Raw genomic sequence first — 12541 nt, forward strand, 5'->3', positions numbered from 1 at the left:
TGGAAGTGAACCGGGCGCTAGGCGCTGCCCCGTTACTGGAACTTGGCCCGCGTCAAGCTCCGGGACAAACGGGCAAACAGGGCCTCGAACTGCGCCCGGTTCAAGGTCATTGCCCCGTCGCGGATCGCGGGCCAAGTGAAGGTGTTTTCTTCCAGCCGTTTGTAGACCATCACGAGTCCGCTACCGTCCCAGAACAGGATCTTCAACCGGTCGGCGCGCTTCGACCGGAACACGAAGACCGTGCCCGTGAACGGATCCTCGGCAAGCGTCGACTGGACCAGCGCCGCGAGACCGTCATGCCCCTTCCGGAAGTCGACCGGCTTCGTCGCCACCAGGATCCGCACGCCCTGCGAGGGCATCAGCATGGATGCACCTCCAGCGCGTGGGCAATCTCGGCAATCCGGGCCGCAGATGCATCATGGGCGAGTTCGATCACGACAGCGCCTCGAGTGATCCTGATCGGGGCAGCCTGCGATGCGACCTCCGGGCCCGCTTCCCCCTCGGCAACCTCGCAGACAACGAGAGGCGCAAAGACAGGGTCCTCGACTTCTGCCGCAGGCAGCACGAGCTTGCCCTGTTTGGCTTCACGTCGCCATGCCGAGAGTTGATTGGGCAGAATGCCAAACCGCTCCGCCACGGCATTCACCGTCGCACCAGCCTCCAAGGTCATCGCGACGGCCAAGGCCTTGGCCTCATCCGGCCACCGGCGATGTCCCGACGCGTAAATCTCGACGCCCAGAGATTTGAGAAACGAATTTGTAGCGCACATTGCGAAACGCACTCCCCATCATGAGATGGAGATCACATCGCAGCCGAAGCCATTAGCAGCAATGTGGGGTTGAGACGGCGCTTACATAACTGTCATCAACGGGGAGAGAAACGAATGAAACCTAAATTTATCGCAACGCTAGCACTGGCATAGTCCGGAACAGGTGTTCTCGCCGATGGACATGCAACCGGCGACGCATCAGCCGGAGACAAGGTATTTAACAAGTGCAAGGCCTGCCACTCAATCGTCAGGACGGATGGTGACGTTATCCGAAAGGGTGGCGCGGTTGGGCCAAATCTTTATGGTGTGTACAACCGAACAGCAGGGACCGAAGAAATGTTTGGGAATAAATTTCGGGACTCTATTCGTGAAGCGGGCGAGAATGGCTTGGTCTGGAACGAGAGCGATTTCGTAGCCTATATTGCAGATCCGAAGAAGTTCCTCGCGACTTTTCTGAACGACAGCAAGGCGAAATCTGGCATGTCATTCAAATTGAAGAAAGAAACGGATGCCAAGGCAGTCTGGGCTTATCTCGTTTCGGTTGGACCGGAGGTTGAGGCCGATTAGATTTTTATTCGTTTGCACGGCTCTTTTTATGCTCGGTGCGCCCTTTGTAGCGGCTGAAGATGCCCCTCTGTTTCCAGTCAGACCACTGATTGCACCGGTTGGGGATCACGCACGTGAACCCTCGCTTTCAACACTGCCCGATGGTCGGATCGTGATGAGTTGGACCGAAGGTAACAACGCCGTTCGGATGGCCCTGTTCGATGGCACCTCTTGGACGGAGGCGCGTACAATTCATCAATCTGAGACACTGTTTGTGAACTGGGCCGACTTTCCGTCAGTCGTTGGGCTTAGCGATGGGACGCTTGCAGCGCATTGGTTGGAATTGAATGGGCCGGGCAGCTATCAATACGACGTAAAGATCGCTTTCTCCTTCGATGAGGGTCTGAACTGGACAACGCCAATCATACCCCACGATGACCGATCAAAGCGTGAACATGGTTTCGTGTCGCTAATCCCTGATGATAGCGCTGGTTTGACAGCTCTTTGGCTAGATGGTCGTGCATACGATAATCAAGCCGCAGACGACAGCTATGAGAATGCCATGCAGGTCCGCGCACGTCGCATTGCGCCGGACGGTTCAATGGGACCGGAAAGCCTGCTCGACCCACGCGCTTGTACGTGCTGTCAAACATCGGCCGTCCGCAACGAAGCAGGTAACATCATAGCGGTTTACAGGGACCGAACAGCCGAAGAAATCCGCGATATTTCGGTTGTCAGGTTGGTCGAAGAAGAATGGACCGACCCCGAAACAATTTACGGCGACGGCTGGGAAATCGCAGGATGCCCTGTCAACGGACCTGCCATCGATGCGTTGGGAACGTACGCGGTAGTCGTGTGGTTCACCGGTGCCAATGGCGAGGCAAAGGCTCGAATTGCGTTTTCCAGGGATGGGGGCGCATCCTTTGAAGACCCGTTGCAACTCGATCTCGGCACACCCGCAGGTCGCGTAGATGTCTTGCAGATGGGTGACGGCAAAGCACTTGCTCTTTGGTTGGAGTATGCGAATGGCGATGAAGCAATAGTCGTGTGTCAGGTGTCGCCGGAGAGCGGGTGTACTTCGCCACAAGCACTCCACATCAATCGTGGGCGAGAGTCGGTAGGATTTCCAAGGATTACGCGATCAGCAGCTGGCGTTGTCGTTGCGTGGACAGGGTCTGCACAGGGCAACTTGGCGGGGACAACCGTGGTTGGTGTCGAAGTAGCGATACCGTCTCCCGCAAGGTAATCTTCAGGACCAAAGCGACAAGTCGGTTCAAGGCTGTTCCATGGCGGTGAAAGTCAATATTCCATCCTACTCTTAGGACCCCGCAAACGGATAATTCTAGCCTTGGAGGTTTATCGCTGCGCGAGAATCTCGTAGCCAAACAATCTGGTCACTAGAGCTTCGAAATCGTGAAATCTTTAGATCAAGAGCGCAACAATTGGACCGTCGAGGAATCGCTTCAAGATCGTCGGTAAACCATGGATAAAGATCCCGTCATTATTTACGGGACTGGTGTGATTGTTGTAGGTGCTTCAAGTTGTTGTGCGCCTTACTGTTTTTGAAAATATGCTGCGAAGAGACAGCGAAGGTGGAGTTTGGACTTTGTGACATTTAGCCAGATTGAATGACCGCATTGGCAACATGAGCCGCAACGCAGCGACAAACCTGCCGCATGCGCGAAGCCGTGCTGCGTCAGCGAAATATGAAAAACGAATGACGGCATTGTCCCGCGATGTGCACCTTTACCAAGCATAAGCGAAGGTCGGCATTAGCCGGAGAAGAAATAACATAAACTTCATTATGCGTGACTGACGATGACGCTGTTTCGTGTCATGGTGTATTGACGGTCACCGCTACTCGCCCTAGTAGCATTTGCAACACCAAGTACCCGGAACTGCATGCACATTGGTCCTCTGTCTCTAAGCACCGATTTTCGATTTTTCTGCTCCCTCATCTTCGAATGTAACATATATCGCGTGGCGATATTTCGTGCACCGTGTCCGTTTCGCGGGCATGAACTTGCGGGACCGTGTAGCATTGAACATCCAGGACTTGAGACGCGCCCGCGGCCTCAGCCAGGAAGCGCTTGCTCATCAGGCCAACGTAAGCCGCGGTCACATGGGCAGGCTCGAGAACTCGAAGTTCGCAGCCTCCCTCGATCTTCTCGAACGCATCGCCCGGGCGCTAAACGTCGATCCCGAAGAGCTTTTCGCGAAGCGCTAATCCGCTTCCCGAGGCTTTGATCCCGCCCCGATTACGAAAGACAGAACGGCAAGAACGGTACGAGTGGCGCGGTTACATGGCGAAGAGAAAGACAGGCTGGCCTTTCCAGGAAGGGTTTCTGAACGACGGTGCGCAGGAGATTCACCTGTTCACCGATTACCGTTGGAATGATGGCTCGGTGAGCCGCCGCTGGCATGTCGATCCTGATGGCTATGATACCTGCCTTGCCGAGCTTCGCCCCATTTCGCTGAAGGCATCGGGCGATCCGAATCAGTAGGAGAACCACTCCGAGTGGCCCATGTTGTCCTCGTAGTCGCCGTATTCGACCATGATGCTGCGGGAATAGAAGTGCCATAGGCCTCCGCTGGTCGGGTAGGCGATTTCCTGCCCGCTTTCGGAGACGAATGTCGCGGGCCAGGGCGTGTGGGAACCGTAGACCCGCTGGATGTAGCGGCAGGTCCGGTTTTCGCGATCGCAGGAGCGGATCGACCAGTCCCACTGGCGCGGTTCGTCGCGCGGCTCGTAGGAGCGCCCGGTGAACCAGATCACATGAGTGCGGTTCAGCCATTCATACTCCGGCAAGTTTGTATCGAGCTCGCCCTCTCCGCCGGGCCCACCCAGCTCGACCGGCACATGGGCAAAGGTGCAGACCCCGAAAGGCGGCAGGCTCGGCCAGGGTGTGATCCGACGAATCATCGTGCGATAGGCCCGCGCGCAGACGGCACTCGGTGGGAAACCACCCGCCATGCAGAGCATGATGGCGCAGTCGATATCATAGGCCTGCGCCTTCACCGGCACCCCAAGAGCACCAAACACCCCGATTATCGCCGCCATCGCCTGCCGTTTCATGTCACTCTCCCGCAAAAGTTGCGGCAACTATCGTGCAATTTGTATTTTTCTGCAATATGTCGTATTGACTCTATATGTCTTTATGGCCTTAGTGTCGTGCAGTAGAAGGGCTCTCGTGGGGAGAGTCCGAACATGCCGATAGCGCGCAACCAGATCCTGATCACCATCGATGGTGTGAAAGACCTTCAAGAAGAAGGCATCGCGTTCCGCTGCCGGTATGAACTCGTGGGGTTCACGGACGATGGCAAGCCGCGCTACCAGTGCATCTACCTGCGCGCGGGCGAGCCGGAAGCCATTCTGGTCTCGACCCGGATCACCCCACACGGACCTGAGCCGCGGTATTTCAACATATGGCCGGGGCTCTTCAAACATCATCTCGAGTTCGGTGACGGGCGCGATCTGCGCTTTGGTCCTGACTACAGCATCACCCTCGAGGAGCGCGGCTGACGTCATCGCCTTCGGTCGCGACGGCACGGCCCGGACCTCGGGCTGGACTTTCCACGGCGCGAGGCCTGCCTGGGCGGGGCTGGATGATAGCGCTGAGGCCGAAGTGGTTCTGGCCTCGCTGGTCGCCACGCCGCCGTCCGGACGCGACGACATCCTCTCCCTGATCCGGACGACTGCTGATCGCCACCAGGGGAACCGTGCCCTGCGCCAGGTTGGTCTGGGTGCCGACGACTGGCAGTTCCTGTTCCGAGCACTGGTCGAGGCCGAAAGCAGCTACAACCCAACTGCCGTCAGCCCCAAGGGCGCCTATGGTCTCGGCCAGCTGATGCCAGACACGGCCCGCGGCCTCGGAGTCGATCCGCGCGATCCCTCCCAGAACCTCGATGGCGCGGCGCGCTATCTGCTCGCGCAGCTCGCCACGTTCAAGGACATCGACCTGGCGCTCGCAGCCTATAATGCCGGGCCGCACCGCGTGATCGAGTATTCAGGCGTCCCGCCTTTCACCGAGACCCGCGACTATATCGCGCGCATCCATCGGATCCGGTCCCGGCTGGCAGGTAAGCCTGTTTCCGCTCCGGACATCCGCGTCGCAGACGGTGTTCCAGCCCGCGCGCCCGTCCTCATCGATCTTCAGTAAAACAAGGAAACTTCGCATGCTCCGACATCGCCTCAGCCGCCTCTTGCCTGTCGCCACAACCCTGGCGGCTTTCGCAACGCCCGCCTTCGCGCAGGACTTGTCGCCGATCCAGACCATGCTGGAAACCGTAGAGGCCGCCCTGACCGGCCCGATCGGGATCGCGGTTGCCACGCTCGCTGTGATCGGCACCGGCTTCATGTGCATGATGGGGCGGCTGAACTGGGGCTGGTTTGCCTCGGTTATTATCGGGATCGTGCTGATCTTCTCGGCCGGTACCATCGTCGACGGCTTCTCCTGAGATCCGAGTAGAGCAGTGGCAGAACGATCCCCCCTTTTTCTGGGCCTCGCCCGTCCGCCCAAGTATCTGGGTCTCCCTGTCGGATACCTTGTGGTGCTGGCGACCGGGGTCGTTCTGCCGTTTATCTGGACGAAGTCGATGGTCTTCTTCCTGATTGGTCTCGTCGCCTAGGGGAACGGCCGAGGGAGGCGCTGCAGGGCGGGCGATGTCTTCTCTGTCCTCTTGCCCCGATCCGAATCCCGACCAGTCAGAGCTTTGCTGTCCCTGCCTCACGTGCCACGACGGCTGGTTTCCGTGGCAACCCGATGTGTGTTGTCTTGAAGCGCAGCATGGAGAACGTCGAAGCTTCGACAACCTGTTCGGATCACCGGGATTTCGAACTGACCCTCTACGGCAACCCGATAGCTTGGGTTTGCACAGCACGACCATCACCGGCCTTCTGCCAGCTTCGGTCAATGCAATCCGGCGGTCGTCGGACATCGTTTGCGACCCATGATCGCGGCGCGGAGCTGCGTGTCCGGCAAAGCGAGGACCAACAGCGGCCGAGACGCGAGGTACGTGATCACTGATGTCACACGCCCGCCCCAGCGACCGTTACCGAATGGCCGAGATGAAGCGTTACCACGACCGTGCGACGGCTGGTCGGGCTGGCTCCGGAGGAGACGGCGCGGCCAGCGGCACGTCGCAGGGAGAGGCGGCGTTTCAGCTCGGGGAGGGCGGCTGCGCGCAGCCGACCGAGTAGGGCGCGGTCCTGACCAAAGGGCAGGAGGGGCCAATAACACTAAAACCTAAGATTTGCGCATCACAAAACCCTAAAGATCGTTCGACACATACACCTAAATCATGTACGACGCTAAAACCTAAATCTCGAACGGAGCCGAATAATTATGCCGAGTGCCGCAGAGAAGCTTGCAAGCTCCTTGGAAGAGCTCGAGACACTACAGTCTGGTGGTTCGATTGCCATTCGCTCCAAAGACATGTCACGCACTCACCGCGAACGGCTGCTGAAGGCAGGCTTCCTGAAGGAAGTCATGAAGGGCTGGTACATCCCATCACGCCCCGATGAAAACGCCGGTGAGAGCACAGCATGGTACACATCGTTTTGGGGATTCTGCGCACAATACCTGTCAGATCGGTTTGGCACTGACTGGTCTCTGTCTCCTGAACAGTCCCTCATCATACATGCTGGAAACACGACAGTTCCTGCTCAGCTATTGGTAAGAGCGGTCAAGGGCGGAAACTCTAAGACCGATCTGCCCCACAACACGTCGCTTTTTGAGACGCGCGCAACGATCGCGTCAGATGAGGCGCTCGAAATCGTCGACAATTTACGCCTATTCTCCGTCGAGGATGCCCTAATCCTCGTTCCCGAGGTCTTCTTCCAAAACCATCCGACAGAAGCGCGCACTGTGCTTGCTATGATGCCGGATGCCTCACGGCTGCTTGGCAAGCTGTTGGACGGGGGGCACACGCGAGCGGCCGGCAGGCTTGCTGGTGCTTTTAGAAGCATCGGGTCCGAAAAGGTCGCAGACGAAATCCTTGCGGCGATGAAAGCCGCTTCGCATGACGTTCGCGAGATCAACCCCTTTGAGCAGTCGATTCTTGTGCCAAACGCCGGGCGGATCACCTCGCCCCACGTGCATCGCATCCGCTTGAAGTGGGAGAGCATGCGCGACGATGTTATTGATCTCTTTCCAAAGGCCCAACCCATCACCAATGACATCGACGCCTATCTCAAGCAGATCGACGAAATCTATGTCACGGATGCGTATCATTCGCTCTCCATTGAGGGCTATCGTGTCTCGCCGGAACTGATTGACAAAGTGCGTTCGGGGACCTGGAACCCAGAAACAGATGAGCAAGACCGAGCGCTGAAAGACGCCCTTGCAGCGCGTGGATATTGGGAAGCATTTCAGAGAGTGAAGGAAAGCATTCGGGCAGTTCTGGAAGGTGCTGACGCGGGTGAGGTTGTTGAGCGCGATCTGAGTGATTGGTATCGCAACCTATTCGCACCGTCTGTCACAGCGGGCATCCTGAAGGCCTCTCAACTTGCAGGCTACCGATCGTCCCCTGTGTACATTCGGCAATCCCAGCATGTCCCAATGAGTCCTGAGGCAGTTCGAGACTGCATGCCGGTCTTCTTCGACCTACTCAAGGCGGAAGATGACCCGACTGTTCGGATCGTCCTTGGACATTTCATCTTCGTATTTATCCATCCGTTCCTGGACGGGAACGGTCGAATAGCGCGCTTTCTGATGAACGTCATGATGGCCGCTGCCGGGCAACCATGGACAGTCATCAAGCTCGAACAGCGCGCGGCTTACATGGCCGCTTTAGAGACAGCGAGCGTGAGGGAAGATATTCGACCGTTTGCAGCTTTTCTGGCCGAGACAAGGGCAGCGCAATGACAAATAAATATGTTCTGGTCATGGGAAGCGCCAATGACGCCGAACGCCAGCCATTCAAGTTCTACATTTGAGCGAGTCCGACGATGAGAAACACTCATTCTGCAGCTACCGTTAAGACGCCAAGCCTGATCGACATCGCTGAGTTGCGCGTCTAGCTCATGCCAGTAACCCTAACCCCAATACGGCAGAAAGATTGTTGGTCGGGCTCCACTTGGACGATTGAGGACGAGGACCAGCTTGCTGAGCTCCTGGCCCGCGTCGCAATAGGTCAGTCGCGAACAGTGGAGCGCATATTGCGCGCCACAGGCGATTTGCCCGCGCGCTATCCCAAAGGCGGTTTCGAAGGTGCGCGAAAGCTTTTGACCGTCGGCACTGGCGACAAGACCTACCATCGGGATGGTTGGGTTTTTCAGGTCATTGCGTGGATCGCCGCTCACCGTTTCGACGATGAGGCTCTCATACGGGCTCCACAGATGATTAAAGCGGACAAAGGGTTGGATGGCCTCATTATTGAGTTCGACAGCGACGGCATTGCCCATGTTGTCATCTGCGAAGAGAAGGCGACCAAGAACCCTCGGAACCAAGTTAAATCAAAGGTCTGGCCGGAGTTTGAGCAGTTTGAAACAGGCGGACGAGACAACGAACTCATTGCGTCGGTAACTTCGCTACTTGAGGTATCCAGAGACCCAGACCCCGACGGGACTGTTGCCGATATTCTATGGAATGAAAAACGGGCATACCGCGTGGCGGTGACCGTTGGTGGCAAATATGCATCGGCAAAGGGACGCAAGGGCTTGTTCAAAGGGTATGAGAAGTCTGTACTGGGTGACGTAGCACGCCGGCGCGCCGAAACCTTAGTTTTGGAAGACGTTCGCGACTGGATAGATTGTGTAGCGGAGAAAGCGCTCGTCAAGATCGACAGTGCCGAGGCGGCAGCCAATGTATGATCCCGCAACGTCCGAACTCATCAGGTCCACCCCAGACTTGCCCGACCTGGACCGCGAAGGTTTGCCTGACCGACTTGCACGTGCTTTCGCCGAGATCGTATCGGCAAGGGTACTGCTTCGCGAGAGTGAAAATGGGGAAGAGCTTCTCGAGGACACAATTCGATTTGCACGCCGGTTGGCGCAGACCAATGAAGCATTGGTAGCCATTAATCCCGATAGAGAAAACCGGGCAGCGGCAGGCTTTGTTGCCGCAACGGCTTATCAGTTGGTTCATCAAGCGATCGCTCTACGGGACTCGGACCAGCCAGTTTCATTTGTATCGCCGAATACGATCAGTCCGGATGTTTCGGCAATGCTCCTGTTCTTGGTAGCCGGGGCATCGGCTGATGCTGCTGAGGTGGCAGACTCTATCCGCATCCCGAGCGGCGATTGGCTGCAGTCGGAACTGATTCTTCACTTGATCATGCTCGCAAAAGGACAAGTTGGTCGTATTCGGAATCGAAAGCGACCGCCCCAAGACCGACTCGTCTCGGGTACCGGTGGCGAGCGAGCCAATGCAGCGCTCTACTATCGACTCTTGCGAGGTGTGCGAGCCTTGGCCTTCGTGCTGCAAGGGCGTCGAGTGAGGGGGATGGTCGATCCAATTGCAGTCTTCTCTGAAGTAAAGTCGCTCGCCGCCGGCGCATCAGATCTGGAGGATACATTCCCCGAAGGTGCAATCGCTGTCTTTCCCGGACCGTTCCATTTGGCCAGTCTCTTGATCGCTGCAGGCTCCGCCCTGATGGAAAGCGCCGTCGTTAACCTACCGCCTCCGGATGGCGTACCTGAGGATCGTTGGACCGAGGCCATGAAAACGGTTGCCGAGACGCGCCCGTATCTGTGGCGTAATCACAAGGACGCCGTCGCCCAAGGGTACCTCAAGATTGGCACATCTGCTGCGATAGGGTTCCCCACTGGAGCCGGGAAGTCGACGACCGCACAACTCAAAATTCATGCAACTTTGTTATCCGGGCGCAAGGCGGTATTCCTAGCTCCTACGCACGCTCTCGTTGATCAGACAGCACGGGACCTGCGCGGTGCATTTCCGCGGGCAACCGTTCGCGGTGAACGTATGGACGAATTCGGGTTTTCTGGGGATAGCGACGAGTTGCCGGACGTCATGGTGATGACTCCAGAAGCCTGTCTCCTTACCAGTCATATGGAACCAGAGCGGTTTGATGACGTCGGTCTTTTGATCTTCGATGAATGTCATCTGATGCATCCGAGCACTGACGGAGACCGGAGAGCAATCGACGCGATGCTATGCATCTTGGGGTTTACCCGCGTTGTACCGGACGCCGATATCGTCCTGATGTCGGCTATGATGAAGAACACATATGAACTGAGCGGTTGGCTGGCGGAGCTGACAGGTAGAAACTCTCTTGCTCTCGACAATGCATGGAAACCAACCCGGCAACTAAGGGGATGCGTCGTTTACGATGAAAAGAGACTTGCTGACCTGCGAAAACTCTTGCGGAATGCTCGCGCAAAAAGCTCCACTGCGGGGGTTCCTGCTGCGGTAAAGCGCAAGCTGACGGCAAAACCAAACGCGTTCTTCAGCGTGAAGCAGACATGGGCGTCACAGGTTCGCCGCGACTATGCTCTTGTACCACTCTTGAACGAAACACTTCAGCTTTCGACAAACAAGTTCTGGAAAGTGACGCCCAACTCCGGTGTCGTTGCATCTTCAGTCGCTGCTGCAGCCGCTGGAGCAGGGCTACGAACTCTCGTCTTTTCTCAATCCATACCGAATGCCTTTTCTATATCAGAAAAGGCCGGGGCAGCGCTTGATGAATGTAGTGTCGAACTGACTGAAACTGAGCAGCGTCTGTATGAGATTTCCGTCGATGAAATGGGTGGTGCTGATCAGCTGTACTTGACTCTTGTGGGCGGAAAATTGGCATCCCAGGCTGCGACGCACCATGGACAATTGCTTCCTGAGGAACGCCAGCTAGTGGAGGCGCTGTATAAGCGAAAGGGGGCGTTGGCCGTGCTCGCAGCGACCCCGACGCTCGGTCAAGGTATGAACTTGCCTGCCGATTTGGTCATCATAGCAGAAGACAGCCAATTCGACGCCTCTTCCGGTCGAAAAGACCTCCTGGGCCCAGAGGACCTGCTAAACGCAGCCGGTCGTGCCGGCCGGGCAGGCGAAAGCGCAACCGGTATCGTTCTAGTCATCCCCGGACAGGTCGTCGGCCTGGACGATGCTGAGAACAAGATCGGGTCAAGATGGAGTAGGCTGCGAGACATATTTGGCCAAACCGATCAGTGTTTGGTGCTGGACGATCCATTTACGGCCCTAATGGACCGTATCCACAATAGCGCAACTGAAATCGGTGACTTGGAGCGTTACGTCGTCGCGCGCTTGGCAGAAACTGATCATGGCGACGATGGAAAAGTTGACATACGACTTGGCCTCGCGAGGAGCTTCGCGGCTTATCGTAAACGTCAAGATGCGGACGAAGACTGGGTTGAAAGCAGAACTGCCGCAGCACTTTCACTTCTGAAGAGCGATGATGGAGACCTAGCCGTTGAGAAATTGTCTTTGCGCAACACCGCATCCATGTTGGGGCTGCCGGAGGATATTCTGGACGACATGTCAAAGGCTCTCAGCAAGCACGGTTTTAGAAACTTCAAAACCGTCGAAAGCTTGTGCGATTGGGTGTTCGAGTGGCTGATGGTTAAACCGGAGTACCTGGTTCGCTTGGTCAAGTTGGAGACCCTGGAGTATCTCTTCGGAACGGAAATCAAGAAGCTAAAGGATGATCAATCGCGTGCATCCTACTCACTTCCGAAGCTTCGCGCGGCCTTGAAGGACTGGATGAACGGTGCGCCGCTCAAGAAAATTCAAAAGCGGCTTTCTGACAAAACACGCGACAAGAAGCGCTCTACGAGTGCTCGAAAGTTCGTGATTAGACTTGTTCCTGATCTCGCCCATCTCATGGGGGCGCCGCTTCAAATCCTTCAGGGTCATGTCAACGTGCATTCGGCGGAAAAGACAGAACCGTGTACAGCGATGGTGTTTGCCAATCGTTGCGTAAGGCGGGGATTTTCAAATGCTGAGATGGCCGCGTTTGGGTCACTTATGTGGTCAGCCAAATGGTCGCGGCATGAAGTCCATCGACATTTCGCAGAAATCGTACCCTATCTCAAACCGGCTGCGGTTAGTGAATCTCAAGAGGCATTGGAAGCACGCGTGGAGTCCGCTTCTGATAGCGAACTAAACAATAGAGATCTGGACGACCTCATCTAGGGTCTGTGGACATTCATCGTGAGGCGATGATGGCAGCCGCGAGATGCCAATTGGCGGCGTAGCTGGACGTTGTCTTTTCGTAGCGGGTCGCTATGGCTCTGAATTCCTTGATCTTTGCGAA

12 protein-coding genes and 3 pseudogenes are annotated in these 12541 nt (G+C 56.6%); 11 read left to right on the top strand and 4 right to left on the bottom strand.

Features of this window, described 5'->3' with window-relative positions; translation table 11 throughout:
• Positions 1–32: 32 nt before the first annotated feature.
• On the bottom strand, positions 33–365 hold the full coding sequence (tnpB, locus tag AAFO90_RS16330) for an IS66 family insertion sequence element accessory protein TnpB (RefSeq protein WP_347510051.1): 333 nt from the start codon (positions 363–365) through the stop codon (positions 33–35).
• 161 nt (positions 366–526) lie between these two features.
• Positions 527–769 (bottom strand): annotated as a pseudogene (locus AAFO90_RS16335) (transposase); the annotation flags it as partial.
• Between the two features lie 336 nt (positions 770–1105).
• On the opposite strand from AAFO90_RS16335, the gene AAFO90_RS16340 reads away from it, so the two are divergent.
• The 4 genes from AAFO90_RS16340 (at position 1106) to AAFO90_RS16355 (ending at position 3819) form a co-directional block, all read left to right on the top strand.
• A complete protein-coding gene (locus AAFO90_RS16340) occupies positions 1106–1336 on the top strand; it encodes a Cytochrome c2 (protein ID WP_009827263.1) in 231 nt (76 codons plus the stop codon).
• 154 nt (positions 1337–1490) lie between these two features.
• Positions 1491–2561, top strand: a complete 1071-nt coding sequence (locus AAFO90_RS16345) for a sialidase family protein (protein ID WP_286697689.1) — start codon at positions 1491–1493, stop codon at positions 2559–2561.
• Positions 2562–3356: 795 nt separating this feature from the next.
• Positions 3357–3542 carry a helix-turn-helix transcriptional regulator gene (locus AAFO90_RS16350; RefSeq protein ID WP_227513933.1) on the top strand — a complete coding sequence of 62 codons (186 nt, stop codon included), beginning with the start codon at positions 3357–3359 and terminating at the stop codon, positions 3540–3542.
• A gap of 76 nt (positions 3543–3618) precedes the next feature.
• Positions 3619–3819 (top strand): hypothetical protein, encoded by a 201-nt coding sequence (locus AAFO90_RS16355; protein ID WP_037210192.1) that lies wholly within the window; start codon positions 3619–3621, stop codon positions 3817–3819.
• Here AAFO90_RS16355 and AAFO90_RS16360 read toward each other — a convergent pair.
• Positions 3813–4391 carry a hypothetical protein gene (locus AAFO90_RS16360; protein WP_347510052.1) on the bottom strand — a complete coding sequence of 193 codons (579 nt, stop codon included), beginning with the start codon at positions 4389–4391 and terminating at the stop codon, positions 3813–3815. The genes AAFO90_RS16355 and AAFO90_RS16360 overlap by 7 nt on opposite strands.
• 132 nt (positions 4392–4523) lie before the next feature.
• On the opposite strand from AAFO90_RS16360, the gene AAFO90_RS16365 reads away from it, so the two are divergent.
• From AAFO90_RS16365 to AAFO90_RS16395, 7 genes and pseudogenes are all read left to right on the top strand, one after another.
• On the top strand, positions 4524–4838 hold the full coding sequence (locus AAFO90_RS16365) for a hypothetical protein (protein WP_040181319.1): 315 nt from the start codon (positions 4524–4526) through the stop codon (positions 4836–4838).
• Positions 4798–5475 (top strand): lytic transglycosylase domain-containing protein, encoded by a 678-nt coding sequence (locus tag AAFO90_RS16370; protein WP_339741743.1) that lies wholly within the window; start codon positions 4798–4800, stop codon positions 5473–5475. The genes AAFO90_RS16365 and AAFO90_RS16370 overlap by 41 nt, the downstream gene beginning before the upstream one ends.
• Positions 5476–5491: 16 nt before the next feature.
• Positions 5492–5773: a TrbC/VirB2 family protein gene (locus AAFO90_RS16375; protein ID WP_065335126.1), complete on the top strand. Its 282-nt coding sequence runs from the start codon at positions 5492–5494 to the stop codon at positions 5771–5773.
• A gap of 15 nt (positions 5774–5788) precedes the next feature.
• A pseudogene (locus tag AAFO90_RS16380) lies at positions 5789–5941 on the top strand (VirB3 family type IV secretion system protein); the annotation flags it as partial.
• A gap of 719 nt (positions 5942–6660) precedes the next feature.
• Positions 6661–8181: a Fic family protein gene (locus tag AAFO90_RS16385; RefSeq protein WP_009827239.1), complete on the top strand. Its 1521-nt coding sequence runs from the start codon at positions 6661–6663 to the stop codon at positions 8179–8181.
• 293 nt (positions 8182–8474) lie between these two features.
• Positions 8475–9128, top strand: a complete 654-nt coding sequence (locus tag AAFO90_RS16390) for a hypothetical protein (protein WP_201721928.1) — start codon at positions 8475–8477, stop codon at positions 9126–9128.
• Positions 9121–12420, top strand: a complete 3300-nt coding sequence (locus AAFO90_RS16395) for a DEAD/DEAH box helicase (RefSeq protein WP_347510053.1) — start codon at positions 9121–9123, stop codon at positions 12418–12420. The genes AAFO90_RS16390 and AAFO90_RS16395 overlap by 8 nt, the downstream gene beginning before the upstream one ends.
• A gap of 13 nt (positions 12421–12433) precedes the next feature.
• Here AAFO90_RS16395 and AAFO90_RS16400 read toward each other — a convergent pair.
• Positions 12434–12541: pseudogene (locus tag AAFO90_RS16400) on the bottom strand (IS5/IS1182 family transposase); the annotation flags it as partial.

This window comes from Phaeobacter sp. CAU 1743, assembly GCF_039839315.1.
Taxonomy (GTDB): domain Bacteria; phylum Pseudomonadota; class Alphaproteobacteria; order Rhodobacterales; family Rhodobacteraceae; genus Phycobacter; species Phycobacter gallaeciensis_A.

Coding starts and splice junctions, on each gene's coding strand:
- tnpB (WP_347510051.1), bottom strand. CDS start 365: ATGCTGATGCCCTCGCAGGGCGTGCGGATCCTGGTGGCGACGAAGCCG.
- AAFO90_RS16340 (WP_009827263.1), top strand. CDS start 1,106: ATGTTTGGGAATAAATTTCGGGACTCTATTCGTGAAGCGGGCGAGAAT.
- AAFO90_RS16345 (WP_286697689.1), top strand. CDS start 1,491: ATGAGTTGGACCGAAGGTAACAACGCCGTTCGGATGGCCCTGTTCGAT.
- AAFO90_RS16355 (WP_037210192.1), top strand. CDS start 3,619: ATGGCGAAGAGAAAGACAGGCTGGCCTTTCCAGGAAGGGTTTCTGAAC.
- AAFO90_RS16360 (WP_347510052.1), bottom strand. CDS start 4,391: ATGAAACGGCAGGCGATGGCGGCGATAATCGGGGTGTTTGGTGCTCTT.
- AAFO90_RS16365 (WP_040181319.1), top strand. CDS start 4,524: ATGCCGATAGCGCGCAACCAGATCCTGATCACCATCGATGGTGTGAAA.
- AAFO90_RS16375 (WP_065335126.1), top strand. CDS start 5,492: ATGCTCCGACATCGCCTCAGCCGCCTCTTGCCTGTCGCCACAACCCTG.
- AAFO90_RS16385 (WP_009827239.1), top strand. CDS start 6,661: ATGCCGAGTGCCGCAGAGAAGCTTGCAAGCTCCTTGGAAGAGCTCGAG.
- AAFO90_RS16395 (WP_347510053.1), top strand. CDS start 9,121: ATGTATGATCCCGCAACGTCCGAACTCATCAGGTCCACCCCAGACTTG.